The 19,761-nt window shown below is 55.7% G+C and carries 15 protein-coding genes and 1 riboswitch; of the genes, 14 read left to right on the forward strand and 1 reads right to left on the reverse strand.

Annotated features, from left to right (window positions below; all coding sequences use genetic code 11):
* The 12 genes from AC0YNU_RS31860 to AC0YNU_RS31915 all read left to right on the forward strand — a co-directional run.
* The coding region (locus tag AC0YNU_RS31860; protein ID WP_475763865.1) for a hypothetical protein at nt 1-209 on the forward strand (209 nt) is incomplete at its 5' end.
* A 678-nt stretch (nt 210-887) separates the two neighbouring features.
* On the forward strand, nt 888-2,168 hold the full coding sequence (urtA, locus tag AC0YNU_RS31865) for an urea ABC transporter substrate-binding protein (RefSeq protein ID WP_475763868.1): 1,281 nt from the start codon (nt 888-890) through the stop codon (nt 2,166-2,168).
* Nucleotides 2,169-2,712: 544 nt separating this feature from the next.
* Entirely contained in the window at nt 2,713-3,618 is a 906-nt protein-coding gene (gene urtB / locus AC0YNU_RS31870) for an urea ABC transporter permease subunit UrtB (RefSeq protein WP_475763870.1), read from the forward strand.
* 39 nt (nt 3,619-3,657) lie between these two features.
* Nucleotides 3,658-4,746, forward strand: a complete 1,089-nt coding sequence (urtC, locus tag AC0YNU_RS31875) for an urea ABC transporter permease subunit UrtC (protein WP_475763872.1) — start codon at nt 3,658-3,660, stop codon at nt 4,744-4,746.
* The gene (gene urtD / locus AC0YNU_RS31880) at nt 4,709-5,503 is read left to right on the forward strand and encodes an urea ABC transporter ATP-binding protein UrtD (RefSeq protein WP_475763874.1); all 795 of its coding nucleotides are present in this window, start codon (nt 4,709-4,711) and stop codon (nt 5,501-5,503) included. Before urtC ends, urtD begins: the two co-directional genes overlap by 38 nt.
* A complete protein-coding gene (gene urtE / locus AC0YNU_RS31885) occupies nt 5,481-6,176 on the forward strand; it encodes an urea ABC transporter ATP-binding subunit UrtE (RefSeq protein ID WP_475763876.1) in 696 nt (231 codons plus the stop codon). The genes urtD and urtE overlap by 23 nt, the downstream gene beginning before the upstream one ends.
* A gap of 134 nt (nt 6,177-6,310) precedes the next feature.
* A riboswitch (guanidine-I (ykkC/yxkD leader) is annotated at nt 6,311-6,437 on the forward strand.
* Between the two features lie 103 nt (nt 6,438-6,540).
* Nucleotides 6,541-7,551: an ABC transporter substrate-binding protein gene (locus AC0YNU_RS31890; protein WP_475763879.1), complete on the forward strand. Its 1,011-nt coding sequence runs from the start codon at nt 6,541-6,543 to the stop codon at nt 7,549-7,551.
* Nucleotides 7,552-7,557: 6 nt separating this feature from the next.
* The gene (locus AC0YNU_RS31895) at nt 7,558-8,358 is read left to right on the forward strand and encodes an ABC transporter permease (protein ID WP_475763881.1); all 801 of its coding nucleotides are present in this window, start codon (nt 7,558-7,560) and stop codon (nt 8,356-8,358) included.
* Between the two features lie 75 nt (nt 8,359-8,433).
* Nucleotides 8,434-9,267, forward strand: a complete 834-nt coding sequence (locus tag AC0YNU_RS31900; protein ID WP_475763883.1) for an ABC transporter ATP-binding protein — start codon at nt 8,434-8,436, stop codon at nt 9,265-9,267.
* Between the two features lie 712 nt (nt 9,268-9,979).
* Entirely contained in the window at nt 9,980-10,951 is a 972-nt protein-coding gene (locus AC0YNU_RS31905) for an ABC transporter permease (RefSeq protein ID WP_475763885.1), read from the forward strand.
* Between the two features lie 18 nt (nt 10,952-10,969).
* Complete coding sequence (locus AC0YNU_RS31910) at nt 10,970-11,878, forward strand: carbohydrate ABC transporter permease (protein ID WP_475763887.1); 909 nt, start codon at nt 10,970-10,972, stop codon at nt 11,876-11,878.
* 48 nt (nt 11,879-11,926) lie between these two features.
* On the forward strand, nt 11,927-13,561 hold the full coding sequence (locus AC0YNU_RS31915) for a type 2 periplasmic-binding domain-containing protein (protein WP_475763889.1): 1,635 nt from the start codon (nt 11,927-11,929) through the stop codon (nt 13,559-13,561).
* Nucleotides 13,562-13,674: 113 nt separating this feature from the next.
* Here the strand turns inward: AC0YNU_RS31915 and AC0YNU_RS31920 are convergent, their stop codons facing one another.
* A complete protein-coding gene (locus tag AC0YNU_RS31920; protein WP_475763891.1) occupies nt 13,675-15,981 on the reverse strand; it encodes a helix-turn-helix domain-containing protein in 2,307 nt (768 codons plus the stop codon).
* A 99-nt stretch (nt 15,982-16,080) separates the two neighbouring features.
* Here AC0YNU_RS31920 and AC0YNU_RS31925 point away from each other — a divergent pair, with 99 nt between their 5' ends.
* Both AC0YNU_RS31925 and AC0YNU_RS31930 read left to right on the forward strand, forming a co-directional pair.
* Complete coding sequence (locus AC0YNU_RS31925) at nt 16,081-17,121, forward strand: carbohydrate-binding family 9-like protein (RefSeq protein WP_475763893.1); 1,041 nt, start codon at nt 16,081-16,083, stop codon at nt 17,119-17,121.
* Nucleotides 17,118-19,745 carry a transglutaminase domain-containing protein gene (locus tag AC0YNU_RS31930; RefSeq protein WP_475763895.1) on the forward strand — a complete coding sequence of 876 codons (2,628 nt, stop codon included), beginning with the start codon at nt 17,118-17,120 and terminating at the stop codon, nt 19,743-19,745. Before AC0YNU_RS31925 ends, AC0YNU_RS31930 begins: the two co-directional genes overlap by 4 nt.
* Nucleotides 19,746-19,761 lie beyond the last annotated feature (16 nt).

Here is a 19,761-nt window from a genome sequence, read left to right on the forward strand (position 1 = left end):
TCGGTTTTGAAACGACAGCTGTAAATGATGCGGATCCATTCCGTGTACTGACAAAGAGCGGCAACACCATTCCTACCGGGGCGTATGAAATCGCCTTCTATGTACCAGCAGGTTTTGAAGGCGACCCTGAAGCCCTGATGAACGCGGCTTTGGCAGAAGGCCAAAAGGGCTTATACTGGGGAGATAAAGTAGTGGTAGAGCAGGCATAAGCTAATTTTTAAAAAGGGATTTTGTACTTAAAATAATGCTATAAGGCTAGACCTTGGGAAAGTTACCTCTCCGACTCAACAAAAGTTCACTTTGTGCGAAGAGGTACTGATTCTTTATAAACAATATTACGCAGCGGAAAGAAGATGATTCCTGGATTGTACAGGGATCATCTTTTTTAGTTTTCATTGGTATCTGTAAGTTTTAATAGAATGTACCGATGGACGAATCGCGCGTCCGCAAGCGTCTCGCCCAAGGTGCATCGTGGCGTTTCGCGATCGATTGGTCGGTCCGTACAGGCTGCATATGACGGTGGGACAGAGCCATATGCAGCTCAATGAGCGGTGGAATTATAAATTTAGCTGCAACGCTCATCGATCATTCATCGGTGCGCGTTTTTTGTTTCCTCCGATAAGTAGCCATTGACTGCTTGTTATGTAATGTGTGAGTTATATAATATTACACATTAACTTTGTTGAGGTGTGAATTCGTATATAAAACGCTATCATTTAAAGAGGAATACCACTTCCGTTTCTTCGTTTTTAGTGAAAATAAAAATCTGTGTAAACTTCATTGACATATAACCTCACATGATTTTATAATGAACCCACGAACAATGGAAAGCATATCCAGTTTAATGTTCGGAAAAAGAGAAAAGAAAATGGATGGGGAGTGGGAGAATGAAGAGAAAGTTTTGGAAAAGCGGGGTATTTGTATTACTGGCACTGATGATGGTGCTGGCCGGCTGCGGGAAGAATGATAACGCGGCTTCAACAACGACAAATGCGGATGGCACCAAAACAAACGACAGCGGAAGCGGCAGCGAGACTAGCAGCGGCGGGGAAATTAAAGTCGGCATTCTTCATTCTCTAAGCGGTACGATGGCGATCTCCGAAGTGTCGGTTAAGGATTCGGAAATGATGGCCATTGACGAGATCAATGCAAAGGGCGGGGTCATGGGCAAGAAAATCGTGCCGGTCGTCGAGGATGGCGCCTCGGATTGGCCGACATTCGCGGAGAAAGCACGGAAGCTGATCTCCGAAGATAAAGTCGCGACGGTATTCGGTGGATGGACGTCCTCCAGCCGGAAAGCGATGCTGCCGGTATTCGAGGAATTGAACGGTCTCCTCTGGTATCCGGTTCAATATGAAGGGCTCGAACAATCGCCGAACATCATGTACACGGGGGCAACGACGAATCAACAGATCGTGCCTGCGGTGTCGTGGCTCTTGGAGAACAAGGGCAAGAAGTTCTTCCTGCTCGGCTCCGATTATGTGTTCCCGCGCACGGCGAACAAAATCATTAAGGAGCAATTGAAGGTGGAAGGCGGCGAGCTGGCCGGTGAAGAGTACACGCCGCTCGGCCATACCGATTACACGACGATTATCTCCAAGATCAAGGAAGCCAAGCCGGATGTCGTGTTCAACACGCTGAACGGCGACAGCAACGTAGCCTTCTTCAAACAACTGAAGGATGCCGGCATTTCGTCTACGGACCTGACGACGCTGTCCGTATCCGTGGCTGAAGAAGAAATCCGCGGTATCGGCGCAGATGTGCTGGCTGGAACGTTCGCAGCCTGGAACTACTACGAAACGACGGATACGCCGGCGAACAAAACCTTCGTCGAGAACTACAAGAAGAAGTACGGCGACGACCGCGTAACGGCGGATCCGATCGAGGCAGGCTACGACGCCGTGTATCTCTGGGCGGCGGCAGTCGAGAAGGCCGGTTCCACGGAAGTCGACAAGGTCAAGGACGCGGCCAAGGAGCTGGAGTGGGACGCGCCGGAAGGCAAGGTCAAGATCGACGGAGAAACGCAGCATCTCTACAAAACCGTCCGGATCGGCGAAGTGCAGACAGACGGCCAGTTCAAGGAAGTCTGGAACTCCGGTTCGCCGGTCAAGCCGGATCCGTTCCTGAAAGGCTACGATTGGGCGAAGAGCCTGAGCGAAGGCAAGTAAGCAACCTTAGAGTGGAACTTAAAAGAGAATACTTAGAGATCGATCGATAGAGAGGAGCATTAGCGCCAGCTTTCCAAGAAACAACAGAGAGAAGCTTAATAGAGAGTATAGATAGAGAGAAAACCAGAGAGAGAAGACAAGAGAGAGAAGACAAGAGAGAGAAAACAAGGGAGCGCCTATAGTATCGGAAACTATAGGCGGAGAAGCGAGAGAAACCATACACGGCGCGGTCTCATAAGCAAGTATCCTCGAACATCTTAAAACAATTTCAAACATCTTTATTCATCACAAATCATCCAAACCATTTTAAATCCATTCAAATCATCACAAATCATCATCAAAAATCTTCAACCATAAACGTGGAAGCTGGCATTCGGCAGGGGAAGCATTCGCAGGCAGATTGCTTCGGATGCTTCCCTTGTTGGTTGTTAGCCGAAGCGGCATTGAGTCCTATCTTTTGTATCGCTCTTTTATTCGAATCATTCACATTCGTTTCAGGCAGAAAGCTTGCTGTGCCACACAGGTCTCCTTTAGGGGTGAAATCATGGACGTTATTATACTGCAGCTATTTAACGGCATTAGCGTGAGCTCGATCCTGCTGTTGATCGCGCTTGGGCTGTCCATCACGTTCGGGCTGATGAAAGTCATCAACATGGCGCACGGCGAGCTCATCATGATCGGGGCATACACCGCCTATGTCGTACAAAATCTGTTTGCCGACTACATGCCCGCCTCGATGTTCGGCTGGTACTTCGCGATTGCGATCCCGGTCAGCTTCATCGTGGCGTTCGTCTTCGGGCTTGTGCTGGAAATGGGATTAATTCGGTTTCTCTACGGCCGTCCGCTCGACAGTCTGCTCGCGACATGGGGCGTCGGTCTCATGCTTCAACAGCTGGCGAGGAGCATATTCGGCGCGCCGAACGTCGGGGTGAAGAGCCCGGCTTGGCTCGAGGGGGGATTAACCGTTGGCGATAATGTATTCCCCTACAAGAGACTATTTATCATGGGACTCGTGCTCGTCTGCTTGTTCGTGATGTATCTGTACATTTATCGAAGCCATCCCGGCCGCCGCATGCGAGCGGTCATGCAAAATCGCGAAATGGCTGCTTGCCTCGGCATCTCGACACGCAGAGTGGATGCGATGACGTTCGCGATCGGTTCGGGTATTGCCGGTATCGCGGGCTGTGCGCTTACGCTCATCGGGCCAATCGGACCTGCCATCGGGACGTATTACATCGTCGATGCGTTCATGGTCGTCGTACTCGGCGGCGTCGGCAAACTGGTCGGCACCGTATTCGGTGCATTCGGGATCGGCATCTCCAACACGCTGTTCGAGTATTGGACGACGGCTTCGCTTGGCAAGGTGCTGGTGTTTCTGTGCATCGTCGCATTTCTGCAGTGGAAGCCGAGCGGGTTCGTGGCGATGCGCTCGCGCTCTCTGGATAATTGAGATCCGGGACCATAAGGCCCTGGGAAGGTGGAGGACATCATGCCAATCCGAAAACTATCGGCGCAGCGCCTATGGCTGCTTGCCGCGTATGCAGCCGCGGCGGCCGCGCTGTTCTGCGCACCGCTCGTGCTGAGCGATTTTCGCCTTAACCTGCTTGCGAAATTTCTGGCTTACGCCATCGTGGCGCTCGGGCTTGATCTGATATGGGGCTATACCGGCATCCTCAGCTTGGGGCATGGCGTATTCTTCGGGCTTGGCGGCTATGCGATGGCGATGTACTTAAAGATGCAGTCCAGCGGCGGCAGGTTGCCGGATTTCATGGATTGGAGCGGGCTGACGAAGCTGCCGTGGTTCTGGAAGCCGTTTGAATTCCTTCCGTTCGCGATTGCGGCAGGCATATTACTACCGGCGATACTTGCGCTCGTTCTGGGTTACTTTACATTTCGCAATCGCATTCGAGGCGTGTACTTCACGATCCTGACGCAGGCGCTCGTCATCATTACGACGACGCTCTTCATCGGGCAGCAGGCGTATACGGGCGGCACCAACGGGCTTACGGGCTACAGCAAGCTGTTCGGTTATTCGCTCGGTTCGCCGGACACGAAACGCTGGTTGTATTGGGTGACGGTCGCCGCGCTGATCGGCGCCTACCTGCTCTGCCGGGTGCTCGTGAAGAGCCGCTTCGGCAAAGTGCTGCGGGCGATCCGCGATGGAGAAAACCGCGTCCGCTTCATCGGCTACAATCCGGCCATTTATCAAATGGTCGCCTTCGCATTCTCGGCCGCGCTTGCCGGGCTGGCCGGCATGCTGTTCGTGCTGCATGTCGGCATCATCTCTCCGTCCATGATGGGCATCGTCCCTTCGATCGAAATGGTGCTATGGGTCGCGATTGGCGGCAGAGGGACGTTGGTTGGCGCGGTGCTTGGAGCCGTGCTGCTCAACTACGCCAAGAGCACCTTTAGCGAATCGTACCCGAATATCTGGATCGTGTTCATGGGCGCGTTGTTCGTTGTCGTCGTCGTCTTCCTTCCGAAGGGAGCGGCAGGCCTGTTTGGTCAATTGAAACGACTTAGAAGGAGGAAGGCGGCCGATGAAGGAGCAGATGGAGTCCGTTATCCTGCAGTGTGACGACGTGACTGTCGATTTCGACGGGTTTAAAGCGGTACAGGGAATGAATCTGACGCTGGTGAAGGGGGAGCTTCGCTTTCTGATCGGGCCGAACGGCGCGGGCAAGACGACGATGCTCGACGTCATCTGCGGCAAAACGAAGCCGGCGGCCGGCAAAGTGCTCTTCGGCGGCGATAACAGCGGCATCGATATTACGCGAAAGAAAGAGCATCAGATCGCGGAGCTTGGCATCGGCCGCAAATTTCAAACGCCGTCCATCTTCGCGTCGCTCACCGTGCACGAGAATTTCGAAATCGCCATGAAGCAGAATCGGGGTGTGTTCGCGGCCATGCGCGCGAAGCTTCGCAAGGAAGACGGCGAGCGCATCGCAGCCCAACTGGAAATGGTGGGGCTTGCCGAGAAGTCGCAGTGGCGCGCGGGCGGGCTGTCGCATGGCGAGAAGCAGTGGCTCGAGATCGGCATGATGCTGCTGCAGGAGCCGGAGATTTTGCTGCTCGACGAACCCGTGGCGGGGATGACAGACAACGAGACCGAGAAGACCGGCGAACTGTTGGAGGAAATTCGCAAGACGCAGTCGGTCATCGTGGTGGAGCATGACATGGAGTTCGTCCGTAATTTCGCGAGCTTCGTCACCGTCATGCACGAGGGCAAGCTGCTGAAGGAAGGATCCATGGAGGACGTGCAGCGCGATGATCGGGTGGCGGAAGTGTATTTAGGGAAAAGGCGGGATGTCGATGCTAGCCGTTCAACAGCTTGAAGCCGGTTATGGGGAGAGCGTAATCCTGCGCGGAGTCACGCTGCAGGTAAGGCCGGGGCAGGTGGTCTGCCTGCTCGGGCGAAACGGCGTAGGCAAGACGACGCTGATGAAGAGCATCATGGGCGTCATCAAGGCGCGTAAGGGGACGGTGGCTTATAAAGGCAGCGATCTCACCAAGCGCGCCCCGGGGCAGCGGGCGAAGAAAGGAATCGGCTACGTGCCGCAAGGGCGGGAGGTGTTCCCGCAGCTGACCGTGTTCGAGAACGTGCTGCTCGGCCTGGAAGCATCGACGGCAAAACGCAAGACGATCCCGGAATCGGCGATCGCGAAATTCCCGGTGCTGCCGACGATGTACGGCCGCAGGGGCGGAGACCTCAGCGGAGGGCAGCAGCAGCAGCTCGCATTCGCGCGGGCGCTGGCGTCCGAGCCTGATTTGCTGCTGCTCGACGAGCCTTGCGAAGGTATCCAGCCATCCATCGTCGATGATATCCGCGACGTTATCCGTTCCATTAAGGCGGACGGGAAGACGGCGATCCTGCTCGTCGAGCAGAGCTTGGAATTCGTGAAGAGCGTCGGCGACTACTTTTATATCCTGGAGAAGGGCGCCGTAGCTTGGGAAGGCGGCTTAGGCGATTTGAATGAAGAAGTGATTCGGCACTACCTCACCGTGTAAATAAGTTGGCATTGATGTAATAAAACCTGACATACGTGTTGACACATCATGTACCGGGCTTTTACAATAGAGACAAATGTAAGGTTATCTAACAATCGCATATTGGTTCCCGGCTTTGCTTCATCACTTGGGAACGCCATGCTGTCTAGGGTTCCGTGACCGATTGCGGTCAGACTGGTCCAAGAGGCGGCGTATGGTCCAACGTTCCGCGCATATGCGGTACATGGCCATATAACACGGAAGGACAAAAGCCTGGGAGATCTCTCCTTAGGCTTTTTCTTTTTTCGGTAAGATTGGAAACGGCCGTTCGCCGCCTGAGCGGAGGCTGTTTCATCTTCTACAAAGAGATGGGAGTGGGGAGAACATGAAAGTGATGAAACGTTCGGTTGTGCTGCTTATGTTGATTGCCATGCTCACGGCGCTTGCCGGCTGCGGAAGCTCCAAGGAAACGTCCTCTGGCGCTTCGGACGAACCGATCACGATTGCGCTCAGCGCTTGGCCGGGTTGGTTCTTCTGGTATCTGGTGGATGAGAAAGGATTCTTCGAGAAGCATGACGTCAACGTCGAGCTGAAATGGTTTCCCGTGTACAGCGACTCCCTGCAGGCGCTCGCGACCGGCAAGGTGGACGCGAACAGCCAAACGCTCAGCGACACGCTCGCGCCGGCATCCAAGGGGATTGGGCTGAAAGCCGTTCTCGTCAACGACAACTCCTTCGGCGGCGACGCCATTGTAAGTAAGACGGGCATCGACTCCATCCAAGACCTGAAGGGTAAAACCGTCGCGACGGAGCTTGGAACGGTCGATCATCTGCTGCTCTTGACGGCACTGGCCAAGAACGGCATGGATGAGAAGGATGTCAACTACGTCAATATGACCGTGAACGATGCGGGCCCTGCTTTCATATCGGGCAAGACCGATGCTTCCGTACTGTGGGAGCCGTTCCAAACGACGGCGGTCAAAGAAGGCAAAGGCAAGGTGCTCTTCTCTTCCAAAGATACGCCGGGCCTCATTCCGGATCTGCTCGTCTTCCGCGACAGCGTCGTGAAGAAGCGCCCGGACGATATTCAGCACATCGTAGATGCTTGGTTCGATGCCCTGAATTATTTCAAGGATCATCAGGATGAAGCGATTGCGCTCATGGCGAAGCATGCGGAGACGACGCCGGAAGACTTCAAGCTCGGTCTTGCAAGCATCAAGCTATTCACGCCGCAGGATAACGTCAATGCCTTCGGTAAACGCGAGGATTACACATCGCTGGCCTATACGGCGAAGACGACGGCCGATTTCTTGAAGAAGCTCGATATGGTGGATGAAATCAAAGACTTTGACGCTTTGTTCGACTCGCGATTCGTAGAAAAAGCCGCTAAGGAGTGATGAGTCATGAACGCGCCAATACGCCGAAAGCCCCATCGTTTTCAAATCTTCAAGGAGATCGGCGCGAGGCCGTTCGCCTTCACGGCCGGATTGTCCTTCGCGCTGATGCTTGCCTTATGGGCGCTGCTCAGCTATACGAAGGCGGTTAATCCCGTCTTCCTGCCGACGCCGAGTCAGGTGTTGGCGGAGATGATCAAGCAGCTCAGCTCAAGCGTGTACTGGAACTTCATCGGGATCAGCGTCTTCCGGGTATCGGCCGGCTTTATCCTAGCCTGCATCGTCGGTATCCCGCTCGGCATCTTCGCCGGCACGTTCAAATACGGGGAAGCGCTCGTCGAGCCGCCTATGGAATTTATCCGTTACATGCCGGCCGTCGCCTTCATTCCGCTCATTATGGTATGGGCAGGGATTGGCGAATGGGCCAAAATCCTGCTGATCTTCATCGGCTGCTTCTTCCAACTCGTGCTGATGGTCGCCGACAACACGCGCCGCGTCTCCGCGGACTTGCTGCAGGCTTCGTTCACGCTCGGCGCCGGACGTTGGAAGGCGATCGAGACGGTTCTCATTCCCGCTATCCAGCCGCAGCTGATGAATACGCTCCGACTGATTCTCGGCTGGGCTTGGACGTACCTTGTCGTGGCGGAGCTCGTCGCCGCTAACAGCGGTCTCGGCTATGCCATCATGAAGGCGCAGCGCTTCCTGAATACGGATCAAATCTTCGTCGGCATCATCGTCATTGGGCTGCTCGGACTGATCAGCGATCGGATCTTCGCCTTCTTGAACCGCAGATTGTTCCCTTGGGCCTAGGCTTAGGCCGCTCAAGGAGCAAGGCAAGCGTCGCAAGCAACTCCCGTCAAGGGAGAAGAAACGGGAGTGAATGTCATGGAAGCAGTCAAGCAACAGGTAAAAGCGCATGAGGAACCTGCTGTCCCAACATCCGGCAGTACGCGTGCGTCAGGACAGCGCGGCGAAATTGTCATCGCCGGCCTGGGGAAAGTGTACGAATCGAAGAAAAGCCGTTTCGAGGCTTTGTCCAATATCGATCTGAGCATCGGCTCCAACGAGTTCGTGACGGTCGTCGGCCCGTCGGGCTGCGGCAAGTCGACCCTGCTGCGAATCGTGGCGGGATTGGATGAACAGACGGAAGGCTCCGTCACCTTGGACGGTGCCGAAGTGATTGGTCCCGGCGCGGAACGCGGCATGGTGTTCCAAGGCTATACGCTGTTCCCATGGTTGACGGTGCGCGAGAATATCGAGTACGGTCCGAAGCTGCAGGGTATCTCGACGCTGGAGCGCCGGGCGATCAGCAATCATTTTCTGAAGGTCATCAAGCTGGAGTCGTTCGCAACCGCATATCCGAAGCAGCTCTCCGGCGGGATGAAGCAGCGGGTTGCGATTGCCCGCGCGCTTGCCAACCGCCCGAAGGTGCTGCTCATGGATGAGCCGTTCGGCGCGCTGGACGCGCAGACGAAGCTGGATATGCAGGAGATGCTGCTCGAAGTATGGGAGAAGGAGAAGACAACGGTCCTCTTCATCACCCATGATATCGAAGAGGCGATCTTTCTCTCGCAGCGGATCGTTGTCATGGGCGCGAATCCGGGACGGATCCTGAAGACTTTCGACGTCACGCTGCCCGCGCAGCGGACGCCGGAAGTGCGGGAAATGCCCGCGTTCTTGGCGCTGCGGCGCGAGCTTGGACAGCTGCTGAAGCACTGATTGTACGGGTGGCACGGACGGATTAGCCCATTATTCGATATAAGGAGGCGTGATCGTATGAAACGAGAAGGCAATGCAAGGCACTGGCAGGCCCGACTATTGGCTGTGCTTGGTTTCATCGTTACGATGATGTTCTTCCGTCACCCTGCCGCTCGTTGATGAGCGGCTTTTTTTTATGCCTGGACATCCTAAATAATGTTCGGACAGGATCCCCGTTAACTCCTTGTGGAGGGACGGGGATCTTTAAGTTGCAGTCGATTGGATGCAGCTTGGAGAGGGCTGCCGCTTATCGCATATCTACCGTGTATCTACCGCATTTCTACTGCGCTTTTATTGAAATCCCACTACATTTCCACTGTATCTCTACTGTATCTTTACCGCGTCTTTGCTGCATTTCTACCGCATCTTCAACCATCGCCGTTGAATCGTCTGAAGCCTCTTGGTTAATATTGACCCTGCAATTTCAACACAGGTACACCGGACAAAAATGACACATGACACGCTTGTCAGGAATGCTGACAAAGTGCCGAAAAGCCTGACGTTATCCGCTTTCATGGGAAGCGGAAAACGACATATTTACGAGCTGTCGGACGATCGGATACCGTTAGGGTGCAAACGCTAACACGTTCGGTTCGCCGCGGCGAGTATGGCAGGAGCTTGAAACGAAATCATGAAACCAATCATGACCATGAAATCAGGAAGGGGTGATCCTATGCAGGATACAAGAACGGCGATTGCCGGCGGTTCGGCATTGAGAACGGAACAGTCGACGAGACGCTCGAAGCGCACATGGAAGCGAATACTCCAGAATTGGGAGTTGTACATCTTTGTTGCGCCGGCGCTCCTCTACTTCCTAATCTTCTGTTACGGACCGATGTACGGCATTCAAATTGCATTCAAAAACTTCATCCCGACAAAGGGAATTACGGGGAGTCCGTGGGTCGGCTTCGACCATTTCGTGCGCTTCTTCCACTCCTATTACTTCTGGGATCTCCTATGGAATACGCTAAGCATCAGCTTGTATTCGCTCGCCGTCGGATTTCCGATTCCGATCATTCTGGCGCTCGCCTTCAATGAGGTGCGCAACGGGTTCTTCAAGAAACTCGCCCAGACGGTCACGTATGCGCCCCACTTTATATCGATGGTCGTTATGGCCGGCATGATCATTACCTTCATCTCTCCATCGACCGGCATCATTACGCATATCATCGAAGGACTTGGCTTTGAATCGCCGGACTTCCTCACGGATCCGCGCTGGTTCAAGACGATGTACGTCTTCTCGGATGTGTGGCAAAGCGCGGGCTGGGGCACGATCATCTATTTGGCGGCGTTGTCCGGCGTCGATCCCGGTCTTCATGAGGCTGCCATTATCGACGGCGCCTCGCGGATGCAGCGCGTCCGTCATATCAACATTCCGACGCTGATGCCGACGATGACCATTCTCCTCATTCTGAGCATGGGCAGCTTGCTTGGGGTCGGCTTCGAGAAGATCCTGCTGCTTCAGAACCCGCTCAACATGACCTCGTCGGACGTGATCTCGACGTTCGTCTATCGCTCGGGACTCGTGAGCGCCCAGTACAGCTTCTCGACGGCGATCGGCTTGTTCAACTCCGTCATTAATGCGGTGCTGCTTATCGTCGTCAATCAGGTCGTTCGTCGTACGAGCGAGAACAGTTTGTGGTAGAGAGGGGGAGCAACTTGTATGCTAACAGGCGTTAAAGAAAGCGGACGGGACAAAATATTTCTAATTTGCAATTACATCTACGTATTCCTGGCGTTCCTTATCGTGTTCTATCCGTTGGTTTATATGGTCAGCGCTTCTATCAGCGATCCGAAGCTGGTGGGCTCGGGTGAAATGTGGCTGTGGCCGCGAGGCCTGACGCTCGACGGGTACAAGCGGGTGTTCGAGAATTCGAACATTTGGGTCGGGTATAAGAACACGATTATCTATACCGTTGTCGGAACATTGATCAACCTGGCGGTCACGCTGCCCGCGGCGTATGCCTTGAGCCGCAAAGACTTTGTCGGCCGCAATTTGTTTATGGGCCTATTCATGGTCACGATGTTCTTCGGCGGCGGTCTGGTACCGACCTACCTGCTCATCAAGAAACTGCATCTCATCAACACGATCGGGGCAATCGTTCTTCCTACGGCTGCTTCCATCTGGAACATCATCGTCGCCCGCACCTTCTTCCAGAGTACCCTGCCGAAAGAGCTGCAGGAAGCGGCGCAGATCGACGGCTGCACGAACATGAGGCTGTTTCTGAAAATCATCCTTCCGCTGTCGATGCCGATCATCGCGGTCATGGCGCTGTTCTATGGGGTCGGCAACTGGAACAGCTACTTCTCGGCGATGATTTATTTGAACGATGCGTCCAAATTCCCGCTGCAGCTGGTGCTGCGCCAAATTCTCGTCCTGCAGGAAATGGCGGCCCAGGGCGGAGGCGCGCTGGATGCCTCCACGGCTTCCGCGCTCAACAGCAAAGCGGAGATCGCCGCGCTCGTCAAATACGCCGTCATCATCGTCGCGACCGTTCCCGTTATTGCCATTTATCCGTTTTTGCAGCGGTATTTCGTACAGGGTGTTATGATCGGTTCAGTAAAAGGCTGACCTGATCTTGCCATAGCGTGCACCAAGAACATATAGGGAGTTGTTGTCATGAAAAAGATTCGCAAGGCATCATTGATCCTCCTCAGCCTCACGGCATCCGCAACGCTGCTTCAAGCCTGCGGCTCGAATGCAAACACCAGCAATAACGGTGCGAATGCCGGATCCAATGCCGGATCCAATGCAAATGCTGCAGAAGGGGGCGTTAAGAAAGAAGGCTTCCCGATCGTGGACGAGCCGATTACGCTCAAGGTGATGTCGCAGGACGCCGGCGTTGCCGATTGGAAGAAAATGCCCGTTTTGCAAGAGATGGAGAAACTGACAGGCGTTCACATGGAGTATCAGCTTTCGCCGATCGACAGCTTCGCGACGAAGAAGAACCTTATCTTCGCAAGCGGCGATTTGCCGGATATTTTCTACGCAGCCGACCTGACGCCTGCGGAGCAAGTGACATACGGAACCCAAGGCGTATTGGTGCCGCTGGAGAAGTACATCGATGAAGGCTACGCGCCGAACATCAAAGCCATCTTCGACCAACACCCGGACATCCGCAAGTCGTTTACGACGCCGGACGGCCATATCTACTCCCTGCCGAACGTCGATCTTTCGGCGGTATGGTACCGCAGCCCGATGTGGTACAACGGCAAGATTCTGAAGGCGTTGAACGTGACGGAACTGCCGAAGACGACCGACGAGCTCTACACGTTCCTGAAGCGCGTGAAGGACGAAGATCCGAACGGCAACGGCAAGAAGGACGAGGTGCCGCTGACTTCCGTTAAGCTGGATGATCTGCGGATGTTCTTCCTCGGCTTCTGGGGCATCTACGGCGAAGTGTATTATGCCGACAAGGACGGCAAAGTGCATTACACGCCGCAAGAAGAGGGCTATAAAGGCTACCTGACCTTCTTGAACCGTCTATGGAAAGACGAGCTGCTGGACCACGAGACGTTCTCGCAAACGTCGGAGCAGAAGAAAGCCAAAGGCATGAACAACCAAACGGCCTTGTTCAACGACTGGTTCCCGTACTTCACGGTGGGCGGCGAGCCTAGCGGCGATAATCCGATGATGACGCCAGTGAAGAGCGAAGTGCCAGGCTCCCCGGTATACGGCAAGCATCCGGGTCTCTCCACGTACGGAACCTTTGCGATTTCGAGCTCGAATCCGTCGCCGGAGGCGTCGATGCGCTGGATCGACTACCAATACGGATACGACGGCGCGACGCTGTTCGCGCAAGGGCCGGAGAATACGCTATGGAAATATACGAACAAAGAAACGCATGAGAAAGAATGGCTTCCGGTCGAAGGCGGCAAGGATCGCGAAGAAGTTCGCGGCACGTTGACCCCGAACTACGGCTTCATGTCCCCGGGCATGAACTCCGCCGAGTTGACCAAAGGACTGAAGAGCGACTTCGACCGCTGGCTCGACAAGGAGAACGCGGAGAAGCTGGTTCCGATCGCGAAAGCGCCGTTCCCGAACGTCTATCTCACGAACGACGATCAAACGGAAGCGACGACGCTGCTGGCCGACTTGAGCACCTACGTGCAGCAGATGGAAGCGAAGTTCGTAACCGGACAAGAACCGTTGTCCAATTGGGACAAGTATACGGCGCAGCTTAAGAAAATGGGCGCCGACCGAATCGTAGAACTGTACCAAGGCGCTTACGACGGCTGGAACGCGAACAAATAACAAGCCCGACAAGCAAATAGCCAACCCTTCCCGGCATGACCGGGGGTTGGCTATTCTCTTATTCATCTTGTATTTATCTCGTATCCATTGCTTATGCAGTACTTATTCTTGAGCTACTCATCTTCGCCATCGGGCAGCTGTCCGGCGTCGCCGTTCTCGGAGAACAGCTTGCGGTATTGCCCGGGCGTATAACCGGTTTCCTTCTTGAACTTGCGGGTAAAGTTGGGCGTATCCTGGTACCCCACGCGCTGAATGATGTCCTTGAGCGGATCACCGGTTGTACGCAGCTGGAGGCTGACTTCTTCGAGCCGTTTCTGCCAAATGTACTGGATGAAATTAAGCCCGATCTTCTCCTTGAAGGACCGGCTGACATGCGATGGCGAGACGCTGAATTCAAAGGCGACGCTCTCCAGGCTCAGCGAATGATCCATGTAGTGTTCATCGATATAAGCTGCGATCCGATGGATTAACGTCTGTTCTTCTTTCAGGGTGTTCTGCTCCACGTGGCTGCAAATCCGGGAGGCAAGGCTCAGGAAGCTGCGTTCCAGCTCATCGAGCGAATTGCCGAAGATGGCCGCGGGCGACATGTCCTGAACGACGTTTTGAATGCCTAGCTCGGATGCCGTCTTCAGCATCGTATTAAGCAGATCGAAGCAAATGCAGCGCGTAAGCAGGGCGGATGCCGAAGTGGCACTCATGCCCTGGATGGCCGAGCTGATGATCTGGGCGGCGACGTCGTAGCTGCCTTGCTTCAAGCTTTGCGAGAGCTTCATCAGGGTCGTGTTCGGAATCCAATCCGCGTGATCCGGCGTATCCGAGAGCTTCTCGAAATAGGTGACCGATCCGGATCCGGTGGAGGACCGAAGCTCGAAGGCCGAGCAGGCCTCAATGAAGGACTGGTTCAGCTGATCCGGGCTGTCATAGCAGGTACCGACGCCAATCATCGGAACGGTGTCGGTGATGCCGGCCAATCGGCTGTGAACGGCCTCCGCGATTCGTCGGACTTGGCTGAATGCTTCCGTCCCCGCGTCCAGATCGAAGCTGATAATAAGCCCCAGCTGATCGAGCTGCGGAAGCTCTACGCCATAACCGATCGCATGCAGGTCAGGGAACTCGATCTGGTTCAACAGCTTGATGATTTCCTGGCGTTCCTGCCTCTCGCTCGCGGAATCGCCGAGCTCGCCCGGTCCGATGACGGCAACGAAATGATGCGAGCGGTCGAACCGAAGGTCGAACGACTGCTGCAGCTCGGGAGACAGGCTTTGCGCGTTGCCGTATTTCAGCAGCATCGACAGAAAATGATTGCGGGCGAAGGGCTCGTGAAGATCGACGCGCGAGCTGTATTCCTGCAGCGCGGACCGAATCCGGTCGAGCTCGTTGCCGGGCACGGGGGTGTCGGTCCCGCCCGGCGGACGCTTCGCATTCGACTTCGAGGCCGCGAAGTCCACCAGCATCGATATCGGCTGGTATTGCATTCTGGCCAGCAAGAGCGCGATCGCCGCTCCCACAAGGACAATGATCGAGAACAGTAGAATAATAAAGCTTCGGACATGCAGCACGCTGCTGAAGAACTGCGAGCTTGGCATCGCCGTCACGTACGTCCAGCCGTTCGTTTCGGATTTGACGGACACGACCGAGTGCGCGCTGCCATTGATCGTACGGTCGTGGATCCCCGGCGCAAGGTCGATCAGAGACGTCACCGCGGCGGCGGATAACGCCTCGCCCTGACGGTTGTCTACGAGTATGCGGCCTTTGTCGTCCAGGATGTACGTTAGCCCTTGATAGTTGCCGAGAACGGATTCGATCAGGCTGGAAAGCTCGGATTCCCGGATCAGGTACATCACCGTTCCATGCGGAATCGGATTGTTCGGCGTGATGGGAATGAGATACGCGAGCAGACGTTCCGTCATGTTCGAAGATTTCGTAACCGTGTCGGCCGGACGCATCGTCGGATACTTGACGTTGTTGAGGTCCTGGAACAGCTGGTCCGACGGCCAGTTTTGGAAGCTGAAGGTATCGGTGAAGACGTCCAGATCGTACAGGCCTTTGCTGGAGTAGATTTTTCCGTCCTTATGGAAGAAGAGATAGAGCTCGTCGATCATCGAACTGGTAGATTTGTATTGATCCAAGGCCTGAATCGCATCGCCGCTGAAGATCGGGTCATGAACCCGGTACGGCGTCAGCCGTTTATCGTAGGAGATGCGGGAGGCGATCTCGGTTAGCTCCTTGACCCGGCCGTCGACGATCACTTTGGCCTGCGTCAGTTGATTGAGCCGGGATTGTTCGATTTCGGAACGCAGATTCGTGACGGCATTTTCATAAATGAAAATCGTCATCAGTACCAGTGGGATAAGCAGAATGAACAAGTAGGACCAGATGTATTTCAAGAAAAGCTTTGATTTAAAGTAGTTCTTAGTCAAACATGCTGCCTCCTGTGCTGCTGTCGTCAATATGCCTTTCAATCATACCAACAATTTATTTTTTTGCCCATAGAGATGGGAGGAACGGAGGACAAGGACATGAACAACGGAAGCGGAGTGCCGGAGCCGAAAATCGCTTACGCGCCCAAACATTACAGCTGCCGGCGTGCGCAAGGGCCGCTCGAGCTGGACGGCCGTATCGACAAGCCTTTCTGGGCGGCGGCCGAATGGACCGAGGATTTCGTCGATATCGAAGGCGATCTCCGTCCCAAGCCCGCGAAGCGAACCCGGGCGAAGATGCTGTGGGACGAGGCGTACTTTTACTTCGCGGCAGAGCTGGTCGAGGATCAGATCTGGGCGACGTTGACGGAGCGAGACGCGGTTATTTTCTACGACAACGATTTCGAGATTTTCATCGACCCGGACGGTGACACCCATCAATACTACGAATTCGAGATCAACGCGATGAACACGGTATGGGACTTGCTGCTGGTGAAGCCTTATCGAGACGGAGGCCCGCCGGTGAACGGCTGGGATATTAACGGCTTGAAGACAGCCGTGCACATCGATGGCAAGCTGAACAACCCTTCTGCGGTCAATCGCAAGTGGAGCGTTGAAGTCGCGATGCCTTGGACGAGTCTGCGGGAATGCGCGTCCAATGGGCGCCCGCCGTTAGCCGGCGAGTTCTGGCGCGTCAATTTTTCGCGCGTCGAATGGCAGGCCGAGGTGCGGGACGGCGAATACCATAAAGTGATCAACCCGGAGACGGGCAAGCCGTTTCCCGAAGACAATTGGGTCTGGTCGCCGATGGGCATCGTGAATATGCATTATCCGGAGCTGTGGGGCTATGTCGTATTCGCGGACGGAGACGGCGAACCGCCCGCCTTCGAGCTGCCGGCCGACGAGCGGATCAAATGGGAGCTGCGCAAGCTTTACTACCGCGAACGTAATTATTTCGAGGCGAACGGCGAATTCACGGCGGACTCGAAGCTGCTCATGGAGGACGGAGATTCGTGGGTGATCGAGCCCGTCATTGAAACGACCCGCAGTCTGTTCCAAATTACCGCAACGTCTTCGGACGGCAAAGCTATGATCTGCATCCGGGAAGACGGGAAGCTATGGAAGGAGCAAACCGAATGAACCAGCATTCATCCGTATTCTCGCTGGATCCACGTACGATGGAGCGAATCGAGCGGAAATTCCGCGCGAAGCAAGTTCTCGCAGAGGCTCGCAAGCAGGAGCTGTTTGATGTTTTTCAAGAAGCGCTGACCGAAGAGGAAGCATGGGCGCTAAAATACTTATTCGCGTACATGCCCGTGAACGATCTGGCGGATTACGACGGCGCGTTGTTCTTAAGCCATGTCCGCAGGACGCTGGACATCCGGAGGCAGGCGCCTTGGGGCGCACGCGTGCCGGACCATCTGTTCTTGCATTTCGTGCTGCCCTATCGGGTGAATACGGAGAATATCGAAGATTCCCGCGGCGAGCTGCATGATCAATTAGCGGACCGGACGGCGCAATTGTCGATGAAGGATGCCATCCTGGAGACCAACTACTGGTGCCAGGAGAAGGCGACGTACGTGGGTAGCGATCTCCGTACGCTGTCACCGCGCTCCATGATCCGGAACGCGCGCGGGCGCTGCGGCGAGGAATCGACGCTGGCCGTGGCCGCGCTCCGCAGCATCGGCATTCCCGCCCGCCAGGTGTACACGCCCCGCTGGGCCCATTGCGACGATAATCATGCCTGGGTGGAAGCCTGGGCCGATGGACAGTGGTATTACATCGGCGCCTGCGAGCCGGAAGCGCGGCTCAACCAGGGCTGGTTCACGCCGCCCGCGCGCCGGGCGATGCTGGTGAATACGCGGGTATACGCGGATTACTCGGGACCCGAGGCGATTACCCTTGCCGACGAATGGTTTACGGAGATCAACCTGTTGGATCTGTACGCGCCGACGCGCGACATCCAAGTGACCGTGACGGACGGGCAAGGCGAGCCTGTCGCCGGGGCCGAGGTCCGTTTCGAGCTGTACAACATGGCGGAATTGTTCCCGATAGCCGCCGTGCCGACGAATGAGCAGGGCGCGGCCGCCTTCAAGACGGGGCTTGGCGACTTGATCATTCGCGCGGTGAAAGACGGCAAGTGGGGCGAAGCCAAGATTTCGGTGAAGGACTGCGCCGCCGCCCAAATCGTGCTGGATACGACAGAACAGCCATCCGGCATCGCGGACTTCGATATGGTGCCGCCACCGGAACGTGAAGGAGAGACGGTGGAGCCGTTGACCGCAGCACAGACGCAGCGGCACAACAGCCGCCTGGAGGAAGGAACGAAAATTCGAACCGACTATGAGAGTACCTTCCAAGGGCAGGACGAAGCATTCCGTCTCGCGGAGACGGCTGGACTGCCTCCGGAACGCGTATGGAACGTGCTTCGCACGGCCCGCGGCAACAGCGCGGAGATCGCCGCCTTCCTTCGGGAGCGCTCGGGTGAATACGGGGAATGGCCTTTGCGACTGCTGGAGTCGCTGAACGACAAGGATCTGACGGACACGTTCCGTCCGGTGCTGGAGGATCATTTAATCGGTTCATTGGCGGTGCGCGGCGATATCGGCGAGGATGATTTTGTCCGATACGTGCTTTGTCCGCGGGTACTGCATGAAATGCTCGTTCCTTATAGACGCGTCCTGAGAGAAGCCTTCAAGACAGACGAGATCGCGGCATTCCGGTCCGATCCATCCGCATTGGCCCGCAATCTGAAGGAGGGCTTCGGCATCTGGCAGGACGTACCGAATTTGTCTGGGCGAGGAAATCCGGCAGGGACGTACAAGCTGAAGAAAGGCGACCCGGCGTCGCTGGATATCCTGTTCGTGGCCGTCTGCCGGAGTCTGGGGATCCCGGCGCGTCTGCACCCGAGCGAGCAGAAGCCCCAGTATATGAAGCAAGGCAGCTGGCAGGATGCCGTACTGACCGATGCATCTTCCGGTAATCGGGAGCATCAGTCAACGGGTGCGCTGCGGCTGCTTAAGGACGCTGCGGCTTCACCGGATACGCCGGCCGCCTCCTATGCCGAGAATTTCACTGTTGCCCGCCTGGAGCAGGGCAGCTACAAAACGCTGGTCTATCCGCACGGGATGAAAGAGGTTTACGAAGAGCCGTTCGAAGTGGAACCGGGAGCTTACCGGTTAACGTCGGGCATTCGCCTGAAGGACGGCGCGGTCAAGGTACGGTTTGCGTACGTTGACGTTCAAGCCGGAGAAACGACGGAGGTGACCTTAACCTTCCGCGAGACGTCGATCGACATTCCGGATCTGGGCGCGTTCGACCGCAGCAGGCCGATTACGCGGTTGAATGGAACGGGTGCTGCATGGGAGGACCTGCTCGAAGCGGACGGGGCGACAGGCAAAGGCGCTATCGTCGCTTGGCTGGAACCGGAGCGGGAGCCGAGCAAGCATCTGCTCCGGGAACTGAGCGAGCTGGCCGAGCCGCTTGACGCGCTGGGAATCCCGATCGTCCTGCTCATCGGCGATTCGGAATGGACGGCTTCCTTCGATCCCGCCCATTATCCGAAGCTTCCGCGCCGAACGGTATTCGTGCGCGACACAAGCGGCGAAGCCTTGCCGGACGGGCTCGTCCATTCGGCGGCCAAAGAATCCGGATTCCCGCATCTGTTCGTCGTGGACAGCCGGGATCGGGTTCGTTACACCGCTTCCGGGTACAAGATCGGCATGGGAAATGAAGCGATGCAAATCATAGCGGGCCTAGCCTGAATTCATCGAGAGTGGA

The sequence above is a fragment of the Paenibacillus sp. J31P316 genome, assembly GCF_056269105.1.